Origin of the sequence: Chromohalobacter sp. HP20-39, assembly GCF_033052815.1 — a bacterium.
Classification (GTDB): Bacteria; Pseudomonadota; Gammaproteobacteria; order Pseudomonadales; family Halomonadaceae; genus Chromohalobacter.
The window spans coordinates 1-22,601 of sequence record NZ_JAWHTP010000001.1 but is presented as its reverse complement, the minus strand read 5'-3'; the positions used below and the strand labels follow the sequence as shown (position 1 = coordinate 22,601).

At 60.7% G+C, this 22,601-nt stretch carries 20 protein-coding genes; 12 read left to right on the top strand and 8 right to left on the bottom strand.

Translation table 11 applies throughout. The annotated features are described in order from the left end of the window. Positions 1-103: 103 nt before the first annotated feature. Positions 104-859 (bottom strand): arginyltransferase, encoded by a 756-nt coding sequence (locus RVY79_RS00100; RefSeq protein ID WP_317462015.1) that lies wholly within the window; start codon positions 857-859, stop codon positions 104-106. Then, positions 856-1,581, bottom strand: coding sequence for a leucyl/phenylalanyl-tRNA--protein transferase (gene aat, locus RVY79_RS00095; RefSeq protein ID WP_317462014.1), 726 nt, complete (start codon positions 1,579-1,581; stop codon positions 856-858). The genes RVY79_RS00100 and aat overlap by 4 nt, the downstream gene beginning before the upstream one ends. A 247-nt stretch (positions 1,582-1,828) precedes the next feature. Between aat and RVY79_RS00090 the strand changes: the two genes are divergently transcribed. From RVY79_RS00090 to RVY79_RS00080, 3 genes are all read left to right on the top strand, one after another. Further along, on the top strand, positions 1,829-5,068 hold the full coding sequence (locus RVY79_RS00090; protein WP_411161687.1) for a DNA translocase FtsK 4TM domain-containing protein: 3,240 nt from the start codon (positions 1,829-1,831) through the stop codon (positions 5,066-5,068). Positions 5,069-5,205: 137 nt separating this feature from the next. Then, on the top strand, positions 5,206-5,841 hold the full coding sequence (gene lolA, locus RVY79_RS00085) for an outer membrane lipoprotein chaperone LolA (RefSeq protein WP_317462642.1): 636 nt from the start codon (positions 5,206-5,208) through the stop codon (positions 5,839-5,841). A gap of 111 nt (positions 5,842-5,952) precedes the next feature. Then, positions 5,953-6,258 (top strand): MTH1187 family thiamine-binding protein, encoded by a 306-nt coding sequence (locus RVY79_RS00080; RefSeq protein WP_317462013.1) that lies wholly within the window; start codon positions 5,953-5,955, stop codon positions 6,256-6,258. Between the two features lie 19 nt (positions 6,259-6,277). On the opposite strand, the gene RVY79_RS00075 is transcribed toward RVY79_RS00080, so the two are convergent. Continuing rightward, the gene (locus RVY79_RS00075) at positions 6,278-7,186 is read right to left on the bottom strand and encodes a LysR family transcriptional regulator ArgP (protein ID WP_317462012.1); all 909 of its coding nucleotides are present in this window, start codon (positions 7,184-7,186) and stop codon (positions 6,278-6,280) included. A 107-nt stretch (positions 7,187-7,293) separates the two neighbouring features. Here RVY79_RS00075 and RVY79_RS00070 point away from each other — a divergent pair, with 107 nt between their 5' ends. The 3 genes from RVY79_RS00070 to RVY79_RS00060 all read left to right on the top strand — a co-directional run bounded on the left by RVY79_RS00070 (position 7,294) and on the right by RVY79_RS00060 (position 11,092). Continuing rightward, positions 7,294-7,905 (top strand): LysE/ArgO family amino acid transporter, encoded by a 612-nt coding sequence (locus tag RVY79_RS00070; protein ID WP_317462011.1) that lies wholly within the window; start codon positions 7,294-7,296, stop codon positions 7,903-7,905. A gap of 147 nt (positions 7,906-8,052) precedes the next feature. After that, positions 8,053-9,864 carry an acyl-CoA dehydrogenase C-terminal domain-containing protein gene (locus RVY79_RS00065; protein WP_317462010.1) on the top strand — a complete coding sequence of 604 codons (1,812 nt, stop codon included), beginning with the start codon at positions 8,053-8,055 and terminating at the stop codon, positions 9,862-9,864. 145 nt (positions 9,865-10,009) lie between these two features. After that, on the top strand, positions 10,010-11,092 hold the full coding sequence (locus tag RVY79_RS00060) for an AI-2E family transporter (RefSeq protein ID WP_317462009.1): 1,083 nt from the start codon (positions 10,010-10,012) through the stop codon (positions 11,090-11,092). Between the two features lie 86 nt (positions 11,093-11,178). Here the strand turns inward: RVY79_RS00060 and trxA are convergent, their stop codons facing one another. Further along, complete coding sequence (trxA, locus tag RVY79_RS00055; protein ID WP_317462008.1) at positions 11,179-11,502, bottom strand: thioredoxin; 324 nt, start codon at positions 11,500-11,502, stop codon at positions 11,179-11,181. Between the two features lie 258 nt (positions 11,503-11,760). Here trxA and cysB point away from each other — a divergent pair, with 258 nt between their 5' ends. Next, the gene (gene cysB, locus RVY79_RS00050) at positions 11,761-12,732 is read left to right on the top strand and encodes an HTH-type transcriptional regulator CysB (RefSeq protein ID WP_317462007.1); all 972 of its coding nucleotides are present in this window, start codon (positions 11,761-11,763) and stop codon (positions 12,730-12,732) included. A gap of 108 nt (positions 12,733-12,840) precedes the next feature. Here cysB and RVY79_RS00045 read toward each other — a convergent pair whose 3' ends face one another. From RVY79_RS00045 to pabB, 4 genes are all read right to left on the bottom strand, one after another. Beyond that, positions 12,841-13,461, bottom strand: coding sequence for a phosphoadenosine phosphosulfate reductase family protein (locus RVY79_RS00045; protein ID WP_317462006.1), 621 nt, complete (start codon positions 13,459-13,461; stop codon positions 12,841-12,843). Between the two features lie 166 nt (positions 13,462-13,627). Next, complete coding sequence (locus tag RVY79_RS00040; RefSeq protein ID WP_317462005.1) at positions 13,628-14,410, bottom strand: ABC transporter ATP-binding protein; 783 nt, start codon at positions 14,408-14,410, stop codon at positions 13,628-13,630. Next, the gene (locus tag RVY79_RS00035) at positions 14,407-15,465 is read right to left on the bottom strand and encodes an iron ABC transporter permease (RefSeq protein ID WP_317462004.1); all 1,059 of its coding nucleotides are present in this window, start codon (positions 15,463-15,465) and stop codon (positions 14,407-14,409) included. The genes RVY79_RS00040 and RVY79_RS00035 overlap by 4 nt, the downstream gene beginning before the upstream one ends. An 8-nt stretch (positions 15,466-15,473) precedes the next feature. Then, complete coding sequence (gene pabB / locus RVY79_RS00030) at positions 15,474-16,856, bottom strand: aminodeoxychorismate synthase component I (RefSeq protein WP_317462003.1); 1,383 nt, start codon at positions 16,854-16,856, stop codon at positions 15,474-15,476. A gap of 127 nt (positions 16,857-16,983) precedes the next feature. Here pabB and RVY79_RS00025 point away from each other — a divergent pair, with 127 nt between their 5' ends. From RVY79_RS00025 to prpD, 5 genes are all read left to right on the top strand, one after another. Continuing rightward, positions 16,984-17,859, top strand: coding sequence for an alpha/beta hydrolase (locus RVY79_RS00025; RefSeq protein ID WP_317462002.1), 876 nt, complete (start codon positions 16,984-16,986; stop codon positions 17,857-17,859). A 130-nt stretch (positions 17,860-17,989) separates the two neighbouring features. Then, positions 17,990-18,766: a GntR family transcriptional regulator gene (locus RVY79_RS00020; protein ID WP_317462001.1), complete on the top strand. Its 777-nt coding sequence runs from the start codon at positions 17,990-17,992 to the stop codon at positions 18,764-18,766. Continuing rightward, the gene (gene prpB / locus RVY79_RS00015; RefSeq protein WP_317462000.1) at positions 18,763-19,644 is read left to right on the top strand and encodes a methylisocitrate lyase; all 882 of its coding nucleotides are present in this window, start codon (positions 18,763-18,765) and stop codon (positions 19,642-19,644) included. The genes RVY79_RS00020 and prpB overlap by 4 nt, the downstream gene beginning before the upstream one ends. Before the next feature lie 68 nt (positions 19,645-19,712). Then, a complete protein-coding gene (gene prpC, locus RVY79_RS00010) occupies positions 19,713-20,840 on the top strand; it encodes a 2-methylcitrate synthase (protein ID WP_317461999.1) in 1,128 nt (375 codons plus the stop codon). A gap of 169 nt (positions 20,841-21,009) precedes the next feature. After that, positions 21,010-22,494 carry a 2-methylcitrate dehydratase gene (prpD, locus tag RVY79_RS00005; protein WP_317461998.1) on the top strand — a complete coding sequence of 495 codons (1,485 nt, stop codon included), beginning with the start codon at positions 21,010-21,012 and terminating at the stop codon, positions 22,492-22,494. Positions 22,495-22,601 lie beyond the last annotated feature (107 nt).

The window sequence follows — 22,601 nt, the reverse complement described above, 5'->3', positions numbered from 1 at the left end:
GCCAGTGACCGACCGTAGTCGGTATCGGTTCTGAAGATAGCCCGATATTCTGCCGCATGCCGAGTGTTAAGGCAAAAATCATGTGCATGATATTGTGCGATCGTTATGACAAGGGCGTATCGACCGAGGGGATTTGGCGTCGCCAATATCGGCCATCGAGGTATTCGAGAGGCTGAAAGTCCTGCTTGTAGCGCATCTTGCGGCACTGACGAATCCAGTAGCCAAGGTAGACATGCGGGAGTTCGAGCCGGCGTGCCAGCTCGATCTGGTGGAGGATCGAATAGGTACCGAGAGAGCGGCGCTCGAATTCCAGCCCCGGATCGAAGAAGGTGTAAATGGCCGACACGCCATGGCTCAGCAGATCCGTCGCTGCGACGGCAAGCAGTTGGCCGTCCAGACGAAATTCGATCAAGCGTGCGTAGGGATGATCCAGGGTCAGGAAGGTACGGTACTGCTCATGGCTGGGTGGAAACATGTCGCCATCGGCGTGGCGGGTTCGAATGTAACGCGCGTAAAGCGCATAGTGTTCTTCATGAAACGCCGCGGGCCGCATGCGTATCTCGAGATCGGCATTACGCGACATCAGCTTGCGCTGCGTGCGAGAGGCCGCGAAGTCTTGCACCGGGATACGCACCGAAATACACGCCCGGCACCCCTCGCAGTGTGGGCGATAGAGATGTCGGCCACTGCGCCGAAAGCCCAGCAACGACAGCGCGTCGTAGACGCCTTGACCGGGCTGTTCCTGAGGGTCCAGAAATAGCGTGGTCGCCTCGCGATCCGGGAGATAGCTGCATCCATGCGGAACCGTGAGGAAGAAACGCAGGTCGCGCGTGAGTTGGGACGGCGTATTGCTGCTCACGTTAGTTTCGGCTCTTCGACTGAGAAATGGTTGGACGTAGCGGAAGGCCACAGCATCGGTGACACGGGTGCCTCCGTATATTGGTCAAGATAGTCGATGAACGATGAGCGAGCGATGCTTCGTGCGCCAAGACTGGCCAGGTGGGGCGTATGTACCTGACAGTCGATCATGCGCCCGCCGTGTGCCGCCAAATGCCGGGCAAGATGCACCAATGCGACCTTCGACGCATCGGCGATGCGGCTGAACATCGACTCGCCGAAGAACACGCCACCCAGGCCGATGCCATAGAGCCCGCCGACCAGGTCGCCATCGCGCCACACTTCAACCGAGTGGGCGTCGCCGTCGGCATGCAAGCGGCAATAGGCATGACGCATCTCCGGGGTGATCCAGGTACCTTCATGATCTTCGCGAAGGGTGGCACAGGCATCGATGACGGTGCTGAAAGCGTGGTCGAAGGTGACCGTGAACCCTGCGTTGCGCAGTCGTTTGGCGAGGCTGCGGCGCACGTGGATTTCCTCGGGGAACAGCACCAGGCGCGGATTGGGACTCCACCACAGAATGGGTTCGCCCGGCGCGAACCAAGGGAATATGCCGCGTCGGTAGGCGCAGCGCAGCCAGTCAGGCGACAGCTCGCCACCGGCGGCAAGCAGCCCATCGGGCTCGCGTAACGCTTGTTCGACGGGCGGGAAACCGACCCGGTGGGGAGGCAGCCAAGGCAGCATGGGGACGTGTCTCTGCTGATTAACGTTAAATCGGGACTTTCAGCGTACGCCAGTTGCAGTATTGATAACTACCCGCTTCGCCTCTTGACCGCATGGCGTCGCCCTTCGGCGACAACGAGTGAGTGTTTTTTCCCCTGTGACGCAGCGCATGGGGTGGGTATGATGGCGAACCAGAAAGCTTCGCAATAGCCCGGGCGGTGTCGACAACATTGGGCATCGCCATACGTGGCGCAAGGGGGATGGCCACTTGAGTGTCAACGGAAAACGCAACGAACGCCGACAAACGACGTCCCAGGCCAAGGAACAGGCACGTCGTGTCGTGATGCATCTGCAGGGAGTGACGCGTGAGGGGGCGGCCATCGTGCTGCTTGCGATCTGCGTCTTTCTGCTGTTGTCACTTTTCAGCTATGCGCCCGGGGATCCGGGGTGGTCGCACAGCGGCCCCGATCAAACGATCAATAACTGGATGGGGCCCGTCGGGGCATGGCTGTCGGACGTGTTGTATTCAATGTTCGGTGCCAGTGCCTTGTGGTGGCCGGGCATGTTCGGCTTCGCGGCCTGGCGAATGCTGCGCGCGCGGGAAGTCAACATCGCCTGGGACCCGACAGCGCTGTCAGTACGCACCAGCGGCCTGGTGCTGCTGCTTTTGAGCACCACCACGCTGGGAGCGCTGCATTTCTATCATCCCGACAGCGAGCTGCCTTATGCGGCGGGTGGCATCCTTGGCGAAGGATTGGTCGGCGCGCTAAAGCCGCTGCTCAATATGCAAGGCACCACGCTGGTGTCATTGGTCGCCTTCATGTGCGGCTTTACCTTGTTTACCGGCATGACCTGGCTGGCGGTCATGGATGAACTGGGGCGTGGCATGTATCGCCTTCTGTCGTGGGGGCTTACCAAGTGGCGTGGTCTTCGGCAGCGCCAGGCTCAGCGGCGTGACGCGTACGACGATGACGACATGGACGATGCCGAAGAGGCACCTGAACCGGAGGACGCAGTACCTGAGGACGATGAAAAGCGTGCCTCATGGTGGCAGCGCTGGCGCGCGTCACGACAAGCGCCCCAACTGGCGGGGGCAGCCGAGCCGGCGTACGCCACGGCCAGCGAGCGCCGCGTGGCCCCCTCCTTCGAGACCACCGAGCCCACGGTCGAGACATCGGCGTGGCGCAATGACGGCAAGACCGATATTCCCTGGGATGTTCCCGAGCACACGCCCTCCGCCAAGCGTCCGGATGCGGCCTATACGGTTCGTCAACGTGCCGATGACGAACGCTTTGCTACCGCTGACGCACCACAGCGCCGTGTGGCCACTTCCACTGCGTCGCATGGCCAGTCTCGCCACGAGCCTGGCGATAGCGAGGAGCCTCGTCCCACGGAGCGTGCGTCTGAGGAGCCTGACGCGTCGTCTCAGGCGCCATCCCAAGCGGATACGGACTCCGCGGCGTCGATGCGCGCCGACGTTACCCGGCGGCGTATCCCCGAGCCCATCCCGGAGCCGCTGACGGCCGACGATGATGACGTACCGCTCGGTGAGTGGGGCATCCAGGCACGCCGCGACGATGACGGCGTTGAGGCGGCAACGCCTCACACGACCAGCGAGCGCGAGACGAATGCCGCGGCGCTGAGTTCCGCTGAAGACCCCGCGTCGTCGCAAGCGCCCACTCCCCAAGAAGAGCCGGCGCAAACGCGCCCGCGCATCAGTTGGGACGACGACGCTTCGGAAGATGGCTCCCCCGCTGCTTCGACAGTCTCTTCCTCCGAGACTCCCGACGCCGAGCCCGATGCCGTTGAAGACGAGCCATCGGCCACGCCGCAGGCAGCTGTGCGTGGGGAGATGGAAAGAGCGCCTGGAGACACGGCGGGCGTGCGCGCTGCTGAACCATCGATGAGTGGGCCGGAGAGCGGTGACGAGGCCCCCGCGTTGTGGACGGTGGAGCACCTACAGAACCAGCGTCCCGAGGCCGTCCCATCGACCGAGCCCGAAGGGGCATTGCCCACGTTGCGACTGTTGACGCCCACCGGTGAGCAGAAACCCAACTATACCGATGAGCAGTTGGCCGATATGGCTGAGCTGCTGGAGACCCGGCTGCGTGAATATGGGGTCAAGGCCGAGGTCGTCGATACCTGGCCAGGCCCGGTGATCACACGCTTCGAAATCAAGCCTGCCGCCGGGGTGAAGGTCTCCAAGATCAGTAACTTGTCGAAGGATCTGGCGCGTTCGCTGATGGTCAAGAGTGTGCGCGTGGTGGAGATTATCCCCGGGCGTCCTACGGTAGGGATCGAGATCCCCAATCCTAATCGCGCCATGATCCGGCTACGTGAAGTACTTGACTCGGATGTCTATCAGCAGGCCGATTCGCCGCTCACCATGGGGCTGGGGCAGGATATCGGCGGCAATCCCGTGGTCGCCAACCTCAACAAGATGCCGCACCTGCTGGTGGCCGGGACTACCGGCTCGGGCAAGTCGGTGGGCGTCAATGCCATGCTTATCTCGATGCTCCTCAAGGCGACGCCGGACGAGGTGCGGATGATCATGGTCGACCCCAAGATGTTGGAGCTGTCGGTCTACGATGGCATCCCGCACTTGTTGGCGCCGGTGGTCACCGACATGAAGGAGGCCGCCAATGCGTTGCGCTGGTGCGTGGCAGAAATGGAGCGCCGCTACAAGCTGATGGCCGCGATGGGGGTGCGCAACCTGGCGGGTTTCAACGCCAAGCTCGACGAGGCCGAGCGTCATGGCGCCCAGGTTGCCGATCCACTATGGGAGCCGCAGCCGTGGGAGATGCATCAGCAGCCCCCGGTGCTCGAGAAGCTGCCGTACATCGTGGTGGTGATCGACGAATTCGCCGACATGTTCATGATCGTGGGCAAGAAGGTCGAGGAATTGATTGCGCGTCTGGCGCAAAAAGCGCGTGCGGCGGGGATTCATTTGATCCTCGCCACGCAGCGGCCCTCGGTCGACGTAGTGACGGGGCTGATCAAGGCGAATATTCCCACGCGCATGGCGTTTCAGGTGTCCTCCAGGGTCGATTCGCGCACCATCCTCGATCAGGGCGGAGCGGAGAATCTGCTCGGTCACGGCGACATGCTTTATCTGCCGGCCGGTGCCGGTATGCCGACGCGCGTGCACGGCGCCTTCGTCGATGACGATGAAGTGCATCGTATCGTCGAAGACTGGAAGCGGCGGGGTGAACCGGAATACGTCGATGAAATTCTTTCGGGAGGTGTCTCGGCCGATGCCCTGACGGGGCTTGAGTCGGAAGGTGCTGAAAACAATGATCCCGAGCGGGACGCACTCTACGATGAGGCCGTGCAATTCGTGACCGAGTCACGCCGTGCCTCGATCTCGGCAGTGCAGCGTCGTTTCAAGATCGGCTACAACCGGGCCGCGCGTCTGGTCGAGGCTATGGAGGCGGCGGGTGTGGTGTCGTCTATGGGGACTAACGGTGCCCGCGAAGTGCTGGCATCGCCGCCCGCCGCCGATCATTGAGCGCGCAAGCGCTCTTCGAGGCCAGGAAGAGGCCAGTAAAAAGTGCAAAGACGGTGAACGTTGCCTTTGCAGCGCAACTTTTTTGCCCGCGGCGGCGTCCCATCGGGTAACGCAGGATGAGCAAACAAGGAGTAGTAATGAGGATATTGAAGCTGGCGTTGGCCTTGGGAGTGGCGCTTGCATTGCCGCTGATGGCACAGGCGCAAACGGGAGATGCGGCGGCCCGCCTATCGAATTTACTGGAGCCAGTGAAATCCTATTCGGCGGACTTCGAGCAGCAAATTCTCGACGGTAGCGGTCAGCGCCTTCAGAAAGTGGAAGGTCATATGTGGCTGTCGCGTCCGGGCAAGTTTCACTGGGAAGTCGATGCACCGTACCAGCAGGTCGTAGTTTCAGATGGTAACAAGGTTTACCTTTATGACCCAGATCTGAAGCAGGTCAGTGTTCGTCCGCTCGATAAACGGGTGACGCACACGCCTGCATTGTTGCTATCGGGAAGTACCGAGGCCTTGATGAAAAATTACGAGGTGACGAGTCGGAAAAAATCCGGTATCGAAACCTTCACGCTCATACCGAAGTCGCCCGACACGTTGTTTGAGAGCCTCGAGCTCACCTTCGAGGATGGCCGCCTGGAGGGCTTGCAGATGGCCGATAGCACCGGGCAACGGACCGCTATAAGTTTCGAGAATATCGAACTCAATGGCGATATTGCGGCCTCACGTTTCGATTTCGAGATTCCCGAAGGAGCGGATGTCATCCGCGAAGGCGGTTGATCGGCGTCGTCCACTGATGCGCCAGGCCCGTTTGGCCTGGCGTTTTGCGTTTCATAACGTGCTTGCTGGGGTGAGCAAGGTCAGCGAGCGTCAAGCCGAGGAGAAAGTGTCATGCATGTCATCGTCGATTTATGCGTCGTGCCGTTAGGCGTGGGGGTTTCGGTGGGGGAGCACATCGCGGCCTGCGAGCGCGTCATCGACGCCTCGGGGCTCGAATATCGCATGCATGCCTACGGTACCAATATCGAGGGCCCGTGGGACGACGTCATGGCGGTGGTCAAGGCGTGTCATCAGCGCGTACACGAGATGGGCGCGCCGCGCATTACCACGACGCTGAAGATGGGTACGCGTACCGATCGCGAGCAACACATGGATGACAAGGTGTCTAGTGTCGAGCGGCACCTGCAGTCGCCTTGATCTGGGGCATGAGGAACGTCTAAAGAAGTGGCTGCGATTCTGGTGAGGGCGGCATGAGCCAGGCGCTGCTCATGTCGAGCAAATGGGCGGTCAAGGCATCCAGCGTCTCGCCGCCGTGACGCCAGTGATGCCAGTACAGCGGAACATCGATGTAGCTTTCCGCGTCGAGATCGACCAGACGCCCTTCGTGTAGTTCGCGCTCCACCTGCCGTTCGGGAATCAATCCGTAGCCCATGCCGGCCAGGGCTAGATGCACGAAGCCTTCCGAGGACGGACACAGATGGTGCGGAAACGATTCCCTGTAGCCTCGCATCTCCAGGTAACGATGCTGGAGCCGGTCATCGGGCCCAAACACGATGGCGGGTGCCTTGCGTAAGGCATCGTGTGTCAGCCCTGCGCTGAAATGGCGTGACACGTAGCCGGGGCTGGCGATGGCGCGGTAGCGCATGCTACCCAAAGCGTGCGCGCGGGCGCCCTGCACGGGGCGCGGTGTGGCGCAGATGCAACCGGCGACCTCGCCATCGCGCATGCGCTTGAGCGCGACATCTTGATCTTCGACAATCAAGTCCAGCAAAACGCCCTGGCGTCGACAGAAGTCGCCCGTGGTCGGTGACCACCAGGTGGCTAGACTGTCGGCGTTGATGGCCAGACGCAGGCGTTGCTCACGTTCGCCAAGTGCTGGGATCTGATCGAGCAGGTCATGCTCGAGCAGCCGAACCTGTTGCACATGATTGAGTAGCCGTCGACCCAGCGGAGTCGGGGCGAGCTTGGGCGTGCGTACCAGCACGGGTTGGCCGAGGCGTGCTTCGAGCAATTTGATGCGTTGTGATACGGCCGATTGGGTGAGTCCCAGATAATGCGCGCCGCGTTCGAATCCACCCTGATCGACCACGACGGCGAGAGCTTCGAGAAGTTTGTAATCGAGCATCAGTAAACGTTATCACCCATTTCTTGAATTAATTTAACTTATCCCTGTAGTCAAGCGTATTCTGCGTCACTTATCAACGTATCCCGACTGAAAAGGGAGAGAAGGATATGTGGGGCTCATGGCTCAATGGCCTGTTCGTGGGAGTGGGGCTGATCATTGCGATCGGTGCACAGAATGCCTTTGTGCTGCAACGTGGACTCAAGAATGAATACCCCTGGTGGGTAGCGACTGTGTGTGCGCTTTGCGATCTCGTGTTGATTGGTTTGGGGGTGCTGGGGCTTGGAGCCTTGCTGTCCACTCATGCGGGGCTCATGCAAGTGGCGCGTTGGGCGGGAGTAGCGTTCTTGAGCTGGCAAGCGTGGCAAGCCTGGCAGCGTGTGCGTCGTCCTTCCTCCCTCAAGGCCGGCGGAGAGACACGACCTCGCCTGTGGGGCGTGTTGATGGCAACGCTGGCCGTGACTTTGCTCAACCCGCATGTGTATCTGGATACGGTGATCATGCTCGGCGCCATCGGTGCTCAGCAAGCCGTGCCAGAAGCCTTCGTGGCCGGCGCGGCCATGGCGTCGGTGGGATGGTTCTTCGCTCTCGTGGGTGGCGCGGGCTGGTTGGCACCGCGTCTGGCCAACCCGCGTGCCTGGCAGGTCATCGAAGGCGGGATTTGCGCTGTCTTGCTGCTGGTGGCGTGGCAATTGGCGATGACGCCCTTGGGTGCTGCATGAGTGAAGTGCTCGAGTTCGTCGATGGCATTGTCCGTTTGAGCACTCACGTTCAAACGAACGCTTGACTTGATGTTGGGCGAGGCTTAATTTCAAACACATGTTTGACATTCCCCGGGACAACCGCTCGTAACACTCAGGAGCTTCAAGATGCCCAGCTATCAGGCGCCACTGCGCGATCTGCGTTTCGCGATGGATGAGGTCCTCGACTATCCCCGGCACTATGCGGGGCTTCCCCAGGCCGATGATGTCACCCCGGACGTGGTGAGCGCGATACTGCAAGAAGGCGCGCGCTTCACGCGCGATGTGTTGTTGCCGCTCAACCAGGTGGGCGACGAGCATGGCTGTCGTCTCGAAGCAGGCGAAGTGGTGACGCCGCCGGGATTCAAGGAAGCCTATGCACAGTATGTCGAAGGTGGATGGCCGAGCCTGGCGGGCGATCCGGTCTATGGCGGGCAAGGATTGCCGACATCGCTCGGGATGGTGTTGTCCGAGATGGTCTGTGCTGCCAACCTGGCGTGGGGCATGTATCCGGGGCTCTCACAGGGGGCCGCCGATGCGCTTCGCCATCATGGCAGCGACGAGCAGAAAGCGCAGTATCTGACCAAGCTCAATGAAGGCATCTGGACGGGCTCCATGTGTCTGACCGAGCCGCAATGTGGCACCGACCTCGGTCTGATCAAAACTCGTGCACGCCCCGATGAGACGGGCGGTTATCTCATTACCGGGACAAAGATCTTCATCTCAGCGGGCGAGCATGACCTGGCCGAGAACATCGTGCACCTGGTTCTGGCCAAGTTGCCCGATGCCCCGGAAGGCACCAAGGGGATTTCCTTGTTCGTGGTGCCCAAGTATCTGCACGATGCCGAGGGCGGCATAGGCGAGCGTAACGCGGTGAGCTGCGGTTCATTGGAGCACAAGATGGGCATCCATGGTAATGCGACCTGCGTGATGAACTTCGATGGTGCGCGCGGGTATCTCGTCGGCAAGCCCCACAAGGGCTTGGCCTGCATGTTCACCATGATGAACGTGGCGCGTATCGGTGTCGGCATTCAGGGACTGGGTCTGATGGAGGTAAGCTTCCAGAATGCCTTGGCCTATGCCCGTGAGCGCTTGCAGATGCGGGCGCTGTCCGGCGCGCGGGAAGCGGACAAACCCGCCGATCCGATCATTTCGCATCCCGATGTGCGGCGCATGCTGCTGACCCAGAAAGCGTTTGCCGAGGGCGGTAGGATGCTGGTGCTGCATGCCGCGCAGCTCGCGGATAGCGTCGAATACACGAACTCCGAGACCGAACGGGAAGCGGCCGAAACCGAGCTGGGCTTGCTGACGCCCATCGTCAAGGCGTTCTTGACGGAAATAGGCTTCGAGGCCACCAATGAGGGCGTGCAGATCTTCGGGGGCCATGGCTACATTCGTGAATGGGGTATGGAGCAGTACGTACGTGATGCCCGCATTACGCGATTGTATGAAGGCACCACGGGGATTCAGGCCCTGGACCTGCTCGGCCGCAAGGTGCTGATGAGCCAGGGTGAGGCACTCAAACCCTTCACCAAGCAGATCCACAAGTTCTGCCAGGCCCACGAGGGCGACGACGCCATGGCGGAGTTCGTCACGCCCTTGGCAAAACTCAACGCCGAGTGGGGTGATCTGACCATGGCGGTCGGCATGAAGGCCATGCAGGACCGCGAGGAGGTCGGCGCCGCGAGCGTCGATTATCTGATGTATGCCGGCTACGTTACCCTGGCATACTTTTGGGCGCGCGCCGCGCAGGCGGCGCATCAGGCCCTGGCCGACGATCCCGACGACGCGGCGTTCTATCGTGCCAAGCTCGATACCGCTCGTTTCTACTATCAGCGTCTGTTGCCGCGTACTCGCGGGCATGTCGAGATGATACGCGCGGGGCGCGAGACATTGATGGCCATGCAGGCTGAGGACTTCGGGCGCGGTTTCGACATTTGAGCGTGGTGGGGTTATCAATCTGTGGGGGCTTGGCGGACCGCTCGGGTCCGCCTTTTTCGTCTCTTGAGGCGTGTCGAGACGTTTGTGCCAACACCCCCTGCCAGGCAAAATAGGGTCTTGGTTTCGTCAAGGATGCGAACGCCCCATGTCCCCCGGACACGACCCCGGTTCTCAGAACCTCCCCCTCAACCTGATGCTGACTCTAGCGTCCTTGGTGATCATCGTTGGCGGCATGCAGGCCGGCTCCGATCTGCTGATCCCGATATTGCTGTCGCTGTTCATTGCCGTCATTTGTACATCACCGGTGCATTGGCTGCATGAGCGTGGTCTGGGCATGCGGTTGTCTGTGCTGGTCACGCTGTTGATACTCGGCGTGCTGATGACCCTGCTGGGCGCGCTACTCGGCAACAGTTTCGCGACCTTCGTGGACGCCTTGCCCAAGCTTCAAGAACAGCTGCAGTCGTATTACTTGGCAGCGTTGCAATGGCTGGCGGGGCAGGGAATATCCATTGATCCTAAAGCTGTATCGCGTCTACTCGATGCCTCACGGGCGACCGGCTGGGTGCCTGTCTTCCTGGGGAGTGTGGGTAACCTGCTCTCGCAGGGCATCGTCATCATATTGCTGGTGATCTTCATGCTGTTCGAGACGTTGGAGTTCCGCAACAAGGTCTCGCAAGCCTTGCTCAATCCAGCGCCGAGTCTCCAGCGCTTCACCGAGTTCAGTCGCAATCTCAAGCGCTATCTGGCCATCAAGACGGTGATCAGTCTGGTTACCGGGGTGCTGGTATGGGGCACATGCCTGGTGATCGGCGTCGATTTCGCGCTGTTATGGGGCACCTTGGCGTTTTGTCTTAATTACATTCCCAATATCGGTTCGGCCTTGGCGGCCGTACCCGCCGTATTGCTGACCTTGGCGATGCCGGAGGGTGGCCCCTTCAAGGCGATGCTGTTGGCTGGTGCCTACTTGGCGATCAATTTCCTCATGGGCAATATCATCGAGCCCCGAGTGATGGGGCGCACCATGGGGCTTTCCACGCTTGTGGCGTTCTTGTCGCTGGTGGTATGGGGGTGGATCTTCGGGCCGGTGGGTATGTTGCTATCGGTGCCGTTGACCATGACGCTCAAGATTGCCTTGGACAGTCACCCCGAGACACGCTGGCTGGCGAAATTGTTGAGTCCTGCCGAGCGCGTGCGGCGCCGACATGCGGAGATACCGCACGACGAGTAGTCGTACAGCGATACTCTGCGTAACGAAAATCGCCCCGCATTGAGCGGGGCGATATGGGCCATGCTTTGACGCTGTACGCGTATCGTTCAGGCGTTCTGATCGATGAATTGCGTCAGCTGTGATTTGGACTGTGCGCCGACCAAGGAGGCGACCTTGGCGCCGGACTTGAACATCATCACGGTCGGAACGCCACGTACGCCTTGCTCGGAGGCGATTTCCGGCGCGTCGTCGACGTTGATGCTGACGACCTTGAGGCCCTCGGCCTTCTCGTCGGCGACTTCATCGACCACGGGGGCCATCATCTTGCAAGGGCCGCACCACGGTGCCCAGAACTTGAGCAGTACAGGCTTCTCAGCGTTGACGACTTCCTGCTCGAAGTTCGCGGAGGTGACATCGACATTATTAGCCATTACGAATCTCCAGTATTCCGTTGCGCTTTTGCGAGCGTAGATGAGGCGATGGTAGCCGCTGACCATGGGCCCTGGCAAATGCCTCATCGATATGGTGACAATAGCATCAGCTTATCATGGCAGCGATTTTTCGCCCACGACCACCGTGCGGTGTTGCCAGGATGCCGGCTCTCTTCTACTCTCGCTTCATATGCTTTAAAGTAATCACAAATTTAAATTTTATGCCATAAAAGATTGTCAGGTCGGGAGACATCGCTCATGAAACTCCAGCAATTGCGCTATATCTGGGAAGTGACCCGGCACAACCTCAATGTCTCCGCCACCGCGCAGAGCTTATTTACTTCACAGCCGGGCATTTCCAAGCAGATACGCTTGCTGGAGGACGAGCTGGGAGTGGAAATATTCGCGCGTAGCGGTAAGCACCTGACCCGTGTGACACCGGCCGGCGAGGCCATCATCGAGCTGGCCGGCAAGGTGTTGCGCACCGTCGACAACATCAAGCACGTCTCGCAGGAGCACAGCGATGAACGGCGCGGTAGTCTATCGATCGCGACCACTCACACCCAGGCGCGTTATGCTCTGCCGCCGGTCATTCATGAGTTCCGGCAGAAGTATCCCGATGTCGCCCTGCACATGCAGCAGGGTACGCCCAAGCAGATCGCCCAGATGGTCAGTGAAGGGCAGGCCGATTTCGCAATCTGCACCGAGTCGCTGGAGCTTTTTACTGACCTGGTGCTGTTGCCATGCTATCGCTGGAACCGCTGCGTACTGGTTCCACAAGATCACCCCTTGGCGTCGGTGGAAACTCTGACGCTCGAAGCCCTGGCCGAGTATCCGCTGGTGACCTACCTGTTCGGTTTTACCGGCCGTTCGCAGCTCGACGATGCCTTCAAGGCACATGATCTGACGCCCAACGTGGTACTTACCGCTGCCGATGCTGATGTCATCAAGACCTACGTTCGCCTGGGGCTCGGCGTGGGTATCGTCGCGCACATGGCCGTCGATCCTGTCGTCGATCGCGACTTGGTGGCGCTCGACGCCAGCCATCTGTTCGAAAGCTCGACGACCAAGATTGGCATTCGCCGTGGCACCTTCATGCGCGGTTTCATGTTCGACTTCGTCAACCGCTTCGCACCGCATCTCGACCGAGATAGCGTCGAAGCCGCACTGGCGGCGGGGCCACGCCACGAGCAGACCCTGTTCGAGAGAGTCGAGCTGCCGGTGCGCTGAAAGCGGCCTGACAGCACGAGAAAGCCGATGCCCCGTGGAGGCGGCATCGGCATGACGCGGCGGTTCGTCTCATCTGTTCGATGTTTGGTGCTCAGCGCCTGGTGTGGCCTAGTGCTGAAGGTGCAGGCCGCACTCGCGCTTGTCTTCCACCTTGGTCGGGTCGAAGTAATCGAAGTTGTTGGGCAAATCGTGCTTCTGCAGGTACTGATACATGTCCTTGGCGCTCCAGTGCAGTACGGGTGCGACCTTGATCAAGCCATCCTGATTGATCGATACCGGCTGCATCTGGGCACGCTCGGCGGTGTCCTCGGCACGCAGTGCGGTGAGCCAGATACGCGGCGCGGCTTCGCGTAGCGCCCGCTGGAACGGCTCCAGCTTGACCTCTTCGGTGAATGCCGCATGACGTGGATCGTCGATGGTCGGAAACTCGCCCTCGACGGCGTCGCGATGTGCGCGTGAGCGGCGCGGATGATAGATCGTCAAGTTGAGGTTCAACTGACGACTGATCTCTTCGGCGAAGCGATAAGTCGCCTCGGTATTGTAGCCGGAGTCCATCCAGATCACGGGAATGTCCGGCTGGACCTGCGTGATCATATGCAGGATCACTGCCTCGAAGGGGCGGAAGTTGGTGGTGCAGATCGCCTTACCATCGAGTGAGAGGGCCCAGCGAACCAGGGCCTCCGGGTCGTGACCCAGCTCGCGATTGATGGTATCGATATCGAGCGACATGATGAACTCCTGTAACAGGTGGCGTGAAGCCGGTCGACTTCAGGGAATGGCCATACCCTAGCAAACCGCCGAAAAGATTCCCCAATATCGATTGGTTCGAAGCTTATATGCCTTTAGCGAAGGTGTCGGGCCCCTTGTTAGAACTTATCTGTATTAAATTCTGTGTTCACCGCCCCAGTGAGTGAATCGCCGTGAGGGGCGTGATACGCGGCGGCTCGTCGTCCGGCCATTCGATGTGCGCCTCGATGGCATAAACGTCACGCAGACGTGCATGAGTCAGGACATCGCCGGGCGCGCCGCTGGCGGCGACGCGGCCTGCCTTGAGCATCCATACATGCTGGGCGAAACGCGCCGCCAGGCCTAGGTCGTGAATGGCGATGACGACGATGATATGGCGCTCCACAGCCAAACGGGTCAGCCAGTCGAGTACTTGCAGTTGATGATGAAGATCCAGCGCACTGGTCGGCTCGTCGAGCAGCAATAGCGGCGGCTCGCGTGTCACGGCTTGCGCGATGGCGACCCGCTGTCGTTGTCCGCCCGAGAGTTGGCTCAAATCGCGCTCGGCCAGCGGTTCCAGCTCTAGCGCTTGAAGTGTCGCCTGCACCTTGCGTAGCGCACGGTCATGCGGCTCGTGAATGCAGGTGCGGCGTGCCAGCAGCACGGCCTCGAATACGCTGAGCACGGCGCGTGAGCCGAGTTCTTGCGGTAAGTAATAAAGATGTCGGGCACGCCGTTCGAGCGATAATGCCGCCAATTCCTGGCCATGCAACATGAGCGAGCCGTTGGCGCGTTGAAGGCCGGCGACGGCCTTGAGCAGTGTCGATTTACCGGCCCCATTGGGGCCGATCAGCGCGGTGACTTCGCCGGGACGCGCCTTAAGGCCAGTGATGCCTTCGAGAACGGGCGTGCCACCCAAGCGGCAGTCGAGATTTTCGAGCGTGAGCGTCATCCCCACATCTCCTTGCGGCTGCGCAGAATCAGCGAGATGAAAAAAGGCAGCCCGATGAGTGCGGTGAGCAGACCGATCGGCAGCAGAATGCCGGGCACCAGCGTTTTTGAGAGGATCGAGGTGACGGACATGATCAGCGCCCCGCTGAGGGCGGACATGGGCAGAAAGACACGCTGATCCTCGCCGACCAGCAATCGCGCGATATGCGGGCCCACCAGGCCGACGAAGCCGATCGTCCCCACGAAAGCCACGGCGGTGGCGGCCAACAGCGAGCAGCACAGCAGGATACGCAGTCGCAAGCGCGCGACATCGATGCCCATGGCCTGGGCGTGAAGATCGCCCAGGCGCAGCGCGGTGAGTCGCCAGCCAGCATGGATAAATATCGGCAGTGTCACGCAAAGCGCCAGTGTTGCCAGGCCGACCTTGCTCCAACTGGCCTTGCTGAGACTGCCCAGCGACCAGAACACTAGTTGTTGCAGGGCCTCCGCGGAGGCGACGTACTGCATCAAGCCGAGCATGGCGTTGAAGAAGAACATGATGGCGATGCCCATCAGCACCAAGGTCTGAACGCTGACACCGCGCAGGCGACTGACGCCCCAGATGAGTAGCGACGCGGCCAGGGCCAACAGAAAGGCGTTGCCGGTAACCAGCAAGGTGTCGGCGAAGGGCACGATGCCGACGCCGAGGGTGATGGCGAGCGCTGCGCCGACACTCGCCGCCGAGGAAATACCCAGCGTGAACGGGTCGGCCAGAGGATTGTTGAGGATGGTCTGCATCTCGGCGCCGGCGAGTGCCAGGCTCACACCGACGACGATTGCCATCAGGGCCACCGGCAGACGAATGTTCCACACGATGATGCGCAGCGTGTCCGATGCTTCACTCGGCACGACGAGGGTCATGAGCACATCGCGTAGTGGGTACTGGCTCGGGCCGATAGCGATGTCGACGATGACCATAGCGAATGTCAGCAAGGCAACACCGACGATGAGACGACGCTGGCGGCGGCGCCGCGTGCGATACCGGGTGACGCTGTCGGTAGGAGAGAACTCAGGCATTGCGGTTGTCATTCGCTCAGGATACGCGATTCGTTGAGCTCATGGGGCTCATCGGCATCGAGGGCTTCCATCAGGCGCGAGATCTTTGCCAGTGTCTCCTGATACTCGGCCTCCTCATCAGAATCCGCGACCAGGCCGCCGCCGCCCCACAGATGGAGTTGACCGGCATCCGCTACGGCGGTGCGAATGGCGATGGACGTATCCATTCGCCCGCGCGTATCGACGTAGCCGATGCTACCGCAATACACGCTGCGGCGACTGGGTTCGAGGTTGTCGATGAGCTGCATGGCGCGAACCTTGGGGGCGCCGGTGATCGAGCCACCGGGAAAAGCGGCCCCGAGAAGGTCCAGCGCATGCCGGGTCTCGTCGAGTTTACCCGTGACCACGCTGACCAGGTGGTGGACGTTGGCGTAGCTCTCCAGGCCGCAAAGTTGGGGGACGCGGACGCTTCCCGGCCGACAGACACGCCCCAGATCGTTGCGCAGCAAGTCGACGATCATCACGTTTTCGGCGGTATCCTTGAGGCTGTCGCGCAGCTCGCGGGCGTAGCGCCGATCCTCGATGGAGGTGTTGCCGCGCGGCCGGGTGCCCTTGATGGGGCGCGTTTCCACGCGTCCCTCGACGACTTCAAGGAAGCGCTCCGGCGACAGCGATAGAATGCCCTTGTCGTCCCAGGCGAGATAGGCGCCATAAGGAGTCGGCGTGGCTTGGCGCAGCCGCCGATAGGCGTGCCATAAATCGCCTTGGTAGTGAGCGCTGAAACGCTGGGCCAGGTTGATCTGGTAACAGTCGCCACTGCGGATGTAATGCTGCACGGCACGAAAGCGCTCGCCGTAGGCGGCGCGGTCGAGTTCGCCTCGAAAGGGGGAGAGCAGTTTGAAGTTAGAGTCCGGCGCTGGCGCGGCTTGTAGCCATGCCAGCACCTGGGCGCGGCGCCCCGGTGTGGCCACGAGCCAGGCGCAACGGGCATGGTGGTCATGGATGATAGCCCAGTCGTAGAGCCCCACACGGCTGTGGGGTAGCGTGACCGCCTCGCGTGCATGGCCCGTAAAGGCCTCCAGGTGCCGCCCGAAATCGTAGCTCCAGTAGCCGATCAAGCCGCCCAGGAACGGCAGTTCGCTCGTCACGTCGGCAGTGGGAAGACGCTCGAGCAAGGCATGCTGGGCCGCGAGCGGCTCGTCGGGAAGGTTCGCGGCGTCACTAGTGACCTGGCCGTCTCGGTCGACTTCCAGCCACGCGATGGGATCGCTGGCGAGGATGTCGTAACGCCCACCGGGGGCTGCCGGAAAGCCACTATCCAGTAGCACGGCGCCGGGACGATGGCGCAGGCGCTCGAAACGTTCCAGCGGGTCACCGTGATAGGGCAGGGGCGTGAATTCGAGTGTCGGCATCGGTGCAGCTTCCTGTCGCGGGCGGCTCATTTTAGGGAAGCCAGCCGGATTTGTCCGCCCATGAACGTGTGCGGATAATGACGGCCATTCAACGCCTCAGAGGCGCGGCACACAGAGGATGACGATTATGACAACGTCGCCGGATGAGGGCGAGATGCGGCAAGGGATATTGGCGCGTCCGGATCAGGAGTGCCATTGGCGCCGCCTCGAGCGTCGAGAAGGCGCAGGCAGTGTGGTCATGCTGCACGGTGCCGGGGTAGCGGCCGAGCTGACCTGGGGGCCGATGGTGACGCATCTCGATACCTGGCGAACGTTTCTGATGCCCGACTTGCGAGGCATGGGGGCGACGCGTGCGGCGGATGGCCGTGAGCGGCCTTTCTCGCTGGATGAAGTCGTCGCCGATGTCGAAGCTTTGCTCGATGCCCAGAAGATCGATCAATGCGATGTCATGGGCTATTCGTTTGGCGGGCTGGTGGCGATGCGTCTCAAGCAACGCTTGGGTACTCGCATTGGACGTATGATGTTGCTCGAGCCGGCACTTCTGGAGCGCGAGGATCATGCGACCATGGTGCGAGTGCGCGATGGTTATGCCGAGGCGGCGCGTGCCATCCGTGAGGCGTCGACACCAGAAGCGGGTATTGTCGCCTTCCTGGATCTGATTGCGCCACATCGCTCGCGCAACCCGCGGGCCGAGCGCATGATGATACGGCGCCTTGCACACCGCCCTCTGGGGTTTGCCAATGCGCTGGATTGCGTGACTGATGCCGTCCGGCATCTCGACCGCGAGGCCTTGCTCGAAGCGCAGCGTGACGTGACGAGTGTCGTGGGTGGCAAGAGCCTCGCGGCCATGCAAGCCTACCATTCGATATTGGCTCAGCGCCGTTCCGACTGGCGTTACATTGAACTGCCGGGCACTGACCATTCTCTGCCGTTTCAAAAACCCCGCCGGCTCGCCGGCCTGCTGCAAGAAGCATCTTCGCTTATCCAGGATGAAGGTGAGTGATTGTCGACAACTTGGTCGCCCGTGTGCGCTGCCCATGCGGCGAAAGGTGTAGGTAAGCCGGGCTTCAGGCGGTTGACCCTTTTGAGGTAGATTACTAAAGTAACACTTATTCTTTATTGTCGACAATTACATGACGCTTCCTCCTTTACCTCATAACACCGATTCTCATGATGCTTGGCAGTCGGCGACGGGACATGACGACGCTCCCGAAGTTCGCACACTCGCTGAGCGCGTCTTCCATCAGCTTCAGAGCGCCATCGTGCGGGGGGAATTGGCGCCCGGTGCCAAGATCACCGAGCCAGGTCTGGCCAAGGCGTACGGTATTTCACGCGGCCCGTTGCGCGAAGCGATGCGCCGCCTGGAAGCCCACCGCCTGATCGAGCGAATTCCGCATGTCGGCGCGCGCGTGGTCAAGCTCTCCATGCGTGAGCTGCTGGAGCTGTTCGATCTGCGCGAAGCCCTGGAGAGCATGGCGGCGCGCCTGGCGGCACGGCACATGACAGCGCCGGAAATCGCTGGGCTACGCGATGTACTGGCGGTCCACGAGCGTCAGGAGGACCTCCAGCGCGACGAAGCCTATTTCCAGCGCGAGGGTGATCTGGATTTCCACTACTGCATCGTACAGGGCAGCCACAATCGCATGCTGATGACCATGCTCTGTGACGACCTTTATTACCTGGTGCGTCTTTACCGTACGCAATTCAGTGCCAGCGGCGCGCGCCCGCAGCGAGCCTTCGTCGAGCACCATCGTATCGTCGATGCCATTGAGGCCGGGGACGAGGAGCTTGCCGAGTTGTTGATGCGCCGTCACGTCAGTGCCTCTCGCGAGAACGTCGCCAAGCACTATGCCGAGACGCTCGAAGGCGAGTCCTATCATGCCGATTCCGAGGAGAGTTCGACGTCATGAGTCATCCCACGCCTGGTACTCGTTTCCGCGCCGCGCTCGACGTGCATCGGCCTTTGCCGATCGTCGGCACCATCAACGCCTACACGGCGCTCATGGCCGAGAAGGTCGGGCACCCTGCGATCTACCTCTCGGGAGGCGGCGTGGCCAATGCGTCCTTTGGATTGCCTGACTTGGGTATGACCACGATGAACGACGTGGTTGAGGACGCCCGGCGTATTACGGCGGCCTCAGAAACACCGCTGCTGGTCGATATCGATACCGGCTGGGGCGGAGCGTTCAATATCGCGCGCACCGTCAAGGAAATGCAGCGTGCTGGCGTGGCGGCGGTGCATCTGGAAGATCAGATCGCGCAGAAGCGCTGTGGACACCGGCCCAACAAGGCCATCGTGTCGCAGCAAGAGATGGTGGACCGCATCAAGGCGGCAGCCGATGCGCGTCTGGATGACGATTTTTATCTGATCGCACGCACCGATGCTTTCCAGAAGGAAGGGCTGGACGCTGCCATCGAGCGCGCCAATGCCTGTCTCGAGGCCGGCGCCGATGCCATCTTCGCCGAGGCCGTGCATAGCCTCGAGGACTATCGCGCGTTTTGCACGGGCGTCAATGCGCCGATCCTGGCCAATATCACCGAGTTCGGCGCCACGCCGTTATTTACCCAGCAGGAACTGCATGATGTGGGTTGCCGCATGGTGCTGTATCCGCTGTCGGCCTTTCGTGCCATGAATGCCGCGGCACTCGAGGTGTATCGCAGCATTCACGACAACGGGCATCAGCGCGATGTACTCGACAAGATGCAGACGCGCGATGAGCTTTACGAGTTTCTCGATTACCACGCTTTCGAGCGCAAGCTGGATGCTCTGTTCGACGAGGACAAGTGAAAGGGCGTCGTGGCTGCGTGCTATTAGCAAGGCAACGACGATAACGATCTGGCACAAGGAGGCTCGCCATGGCGGATAAAACGCCTACCAGTACCGGCTTGCGCGGCATGAGTGCGGGTAGTACCGCGTTATGTACCGTTGGGCAGGCTGGCTCCGGACTCACGTACCGTGGCTATGACATTCACGACCTTGCCGAGCATGCGCGCTTCGAGGAAGTCGCCTATCTATTGTTCAAGGGGACGTTACCCAATCAGGCGGAGCTCGAGGCCTACGTGGTCAGGCTCAAATCGCTACGCGGACTGCCCGCATCGCTGAAGGCAGTGCTCGAACAGATTCCCGCCGATGCCCACCCGATGGATGTGATGCGCACCGGGGCGTCGATGCTGGGCAATCTCGAGACCGAGGAGGGCTTCGCCGAGCAGCAGGATAAAAGCGATCGAATGCTGGCGGCGTTTCCCTCGATCATCAACTATTGGTACCGCTTCACTCATGACGGCGTGCGTATCGATACCGAAACCGACGATGACTCGGTGGGTGGCCATTTCCTGCATTTGCTGCATGGCAAGCCGGCCTCCGAGCTGCATGCACGGGTGATGAACGTTTCGTTGATCCTGTACGCCGAGCATGAATTCAATGCTTCGACTTTTACCGCACGCGTGTGCGCCTCGACGCTGTCGGATATTCATTCCTGCGTGACCGGCGCCATCGGCTCGCTACGTGGCCCGCTACATGGCGGAGCCAACGAAGCGGCAATGGCGATGATCGAGGACTGGCAAACCCCGGAAGAGGCCGAGCGTAAGCTGCTGGGCATGCTCGAACGCAAGGAAAAGATCATGGGCTTCGGGCATGCGATCTATCGCGAATCCGACCCGCGTAACGCCATCATCAAGCAATGGTCGAAGCGACTCGCCGACGACGTGGGCGACACGCAGCTTTATCCCGTCTCCGAGCGTGTCGAGGACGTCATGTGGCGGGAGAAAAAACTCTTCTGCAATGCCGACTTCTTCCACGCCAGCGCCTACCACTTCATGGGCATTCCCACCAAACTGTTCACCCCGATCTTCGTGTGCTCACGCCTCACAGGCTGGTGTGCCCATGTATTCGAACAGCGCGAGAACAACCGCATCATCCGACCCAGTGCGGACTATATCGGGCCGGAGAAGCAGCAATGGCTACCCATTGAGCACCGTTCGTAAGGAATCCGGCCTGATATAAGCGCGCGGGTTTGGGCGCGGACAGAAAGCATCGGGCCAGAAGCAGCAATGGCTACCGGTCGAGCAGCATGAATAATACTGGCTTCGAGCTTCGAGCTTCGAGCTTCGAGCTTCGAGCTTCGAGCTTCGAGCCTGACTTCAAGGAACCGAGATGAGTGCCAACGTCGAACAGAACCAGCGTCCCGACTACGATCCCGAGCTTCAGGCGATCGCCGATTACGTGCTGGAATATCGCGTCACCGGTCAGGAAGCACTGGAAACCGCCCGTTATTGCTTGATGGATACTCTGGGGTGCGGCTTGTTGGCACTGCGTTTTCCCGAGTGCACCAAGCATCTAGGGCCGTTGGTCGAGGGGACCGTTGTACCCCACGGTGCGCGGGTACCGGGCACCCAGTTGCGTCTCGACCCGGTCAAGGCGGCCTGGGATATCGGCGCCATCATTCGTTGGCTGGATTACAACGACACCTGGCTGGCAGCAGAGTGGGGGCATCCCTCAGACAATCTGGGGGGAATCCTGGCGATTGCCGACCACCTGTCGCAAAAGCGTGTTGCTGAGGGAGAGGCGCCGCTGACCGTGCGCGATGTGCTCGAGGCGATGGTCATGGCCCATGAGATTCAGGGTGTGCTGGCCCTCGAGAATTCATTCAATAGGGTAGGGCTCGATCACGTCGCTCTGGTCAAAGTGGCGTCGACTGCGGTGGTCGCCAGACTGATGGGAGCAGATCGTGAACAGTTGCTCGCCGCGCTGTCGCATGCCTTCGTCGATGGCCAGAGCCTGCGTACTTATCGGCATGCGCCGAACGCTGGGTCGCGTAAGTCTTGGGCGGCGGGCGATGCAACCTCGCGTGGCGTACGCCTTGCCGATATCGCCATGCGTGGCGAAATGGGCATTCCCGGTGTGCTGAGCGCACCGCAATGGGGCTTCTATGATGTGCTGTTCTCCAAGACCAACAAGGATCAGCAGCTCAAGCTGGAAGAAGATCGCCACTTCCGTGTCAGCCAGGAATACGGCTCCTATGTCATGGAAAACGTGTTGTTCAAGATAAGCTTTCCGGCGGAGTTTCATGCCCAGACCGCCTGCGAGGCAGCCGTGACGCTGCATCCTCAGGTCAAGGACCGCCTGGAGGACATCGATAGGGTCGTGATCACTACCCATGAATCGGCCATTCGCATCATCTCCAAGGAAGGGCATCTGGCGAATCCTGCCGACCGTGACCATTGCCTTCAGTACATGACCGCCGTTCCCTTGATCTTCGGGCACTTGATCGCCGAGCACTACGAGGATGCTTTCCATGCGGCGAACCCGGTCATCGATCAATTGCGTGACAAGATGGAAGTCGTCGAGGACGCGCGTTACAGCCGTGAGTATCTTGAGGCCGACAAGCGTTCCATTGCCAACGCGATTCAAGTGTTCTTCAAGGATGGCAGCAAGACCGATCAAGTGGCTGTGGAATATCCCATCGGTCATCGTCGGCGCCGTTCGGAAGGCATGCCCCTTCTGGAAGAGAAGTTTCGCGCTAATCTTTCGACACGCTTCCCGGCACGTCACTGCGATGAGATTCTGACGCTGTGCGCGAATCAGGCGCGTTTGGAAAGCACGCCGGTACATCGTTTCATCGATCTTTTCGTTATCTGAGAAAAACCCCTTGCGTTCCCGCTGGTGGATCCGTAAAGTACGCATCCGCTGCCGGCGACGGGCTTCGTGGCCAGCGGTGAAAGGGTAGCGCAAGTAGCTGACTTGCT

What these genes read in the sequence shown, in the direction of transcription:
- aat (WP_317462014.1), bottom strand. Translation starts at nt 1,581, where the DNA reads ATGCTGCCTTGGCTGCCTCCCCACCGGGTCGGTTTCCCGCCCGTCGAA.
- lolA (WP_317462642.1), top strand. Translation starts at nt 5,206, where the DNA reads ATGAGGATATTGAAGCTGGCGTTGGCCTTGGGAGTGGCGCTTGCATTG.
- RVY79_RS00080 (WP_317462013.1), top strand. Translation starts at nt 5,953, where the DNA reads ATGCATGTCATCGTCGATTTATGCGTCGTGCCGTTAGGCGTGGGGGTT.
- RVY79_RS00075 (WP_317462012.1), bottom strand. Translation starts at nt 7,186, where the DNA reads ATGCTCGATTACAAACTTCTCGAAGCTCTCGCCGTCGTGGTCGATCAG.
- RVY79_RS00070 (WP_317462011.1), top strand. Translation starts at nt 7,294, where the DNA reads ATGTGGGGCTCATGGCTCAATGGCCTGTTCGTGGGAGTGGGGCTGATC.
- RVY79_RS00065 (WP_317462010.1), top strand. Translation starts at nt 8,053, where the DNA reads ATGCCCAGCTATCAGGCGCCACTGCGCGATCTGCGTTTCGCGATGGAT.
- RVY79_RS00060 (WP_317462009.1), top strand. Translation starts at nt 10,010, where the DNA reads ATGTCCCCCGGACACGACCCCGGTTCTCAGAACCTCCCCCTCAACCTG.
- trxA (WP_317462008.1), bottom strand. Translation starts at nt 11,502, where the DNA reads ATGGCTAATAATGTCGATGTCACCTCCGCGAACTTCGAGCAGGAAGTC.
- cysB (WP_317462007.1), top strand. Translation starts at nt 11,761, where the DNA reads ATGAAACTCCAGCAATTGCGCTATATCTGGGAAGTGACCCGGCACAAC.
- RVY79_RS00045 (WP_317462006.1), bottom strand. Translation starts at nt 13,461, where the DNA reads ATGTCGCTCGATATCGATACCATCAATCGCGAGCTGGGTCACGACCCG.
- RVY79_RS00040 (WP_317462005.1), bottom strand. Translation starts at nt 14,410, where the DNA reads ATGACGCTCACGCTCGAAAATCTCGACTGCCGCTTGGGTGGCACGCCC.
- RVY79_RS00035 (WP_317462004.1), bottom strand. Translation starts at nt 15,465, where the DNA reads ATGCCTGAGTTCTCTCCTACCGACAGCGTCACCCGGTATCGCACGCGG.
- pabB (WP_317462003.1), bottom strand. Translation starts at nt 16,856, where the DNA reads ATGCCGACACTCGAATTCACGCCCCTGCCCTATCACGGTGACCCGCTG.
- RVY79_RS00025 (WP_317462002.1), top strand. Translation starts at nt 16,984, where the DNA reads ATGACAACGTCGCCGGATGAGGGCGAGATGCGGCAAGGGATATTGGCG.
- RVY79_RS00020 (WP_317462001.1), top strand. Translation starts at nt 17,990, where the DNA reads ATGACGCTTCCTCCTTTACCTCATAACACCGATTCTCATGATGCTTGG.
- prpB (WP_317462000.1), top strand. Translation starts at nt 18,763, where the DNA reads ATGAGTCATCCCACGCCTGGTACTCGTTTCCGCGCCGCGCTCGACGTG.
- prpC (WP_317461999.1), top strand. Translation starts at nt 19,713, where the DNA reads ATGGCGGATAAAACGCCTACCAGTACCGGCTTGCGCGGCATGAGTGCG.
- prpD (WP_317461998.1), top strand. Translation starts at nt 21,010, where the DNA reads ATGAGTGCCAACGTCGAACAGAACCAGCGTCCCGACTACGATCCCGAG.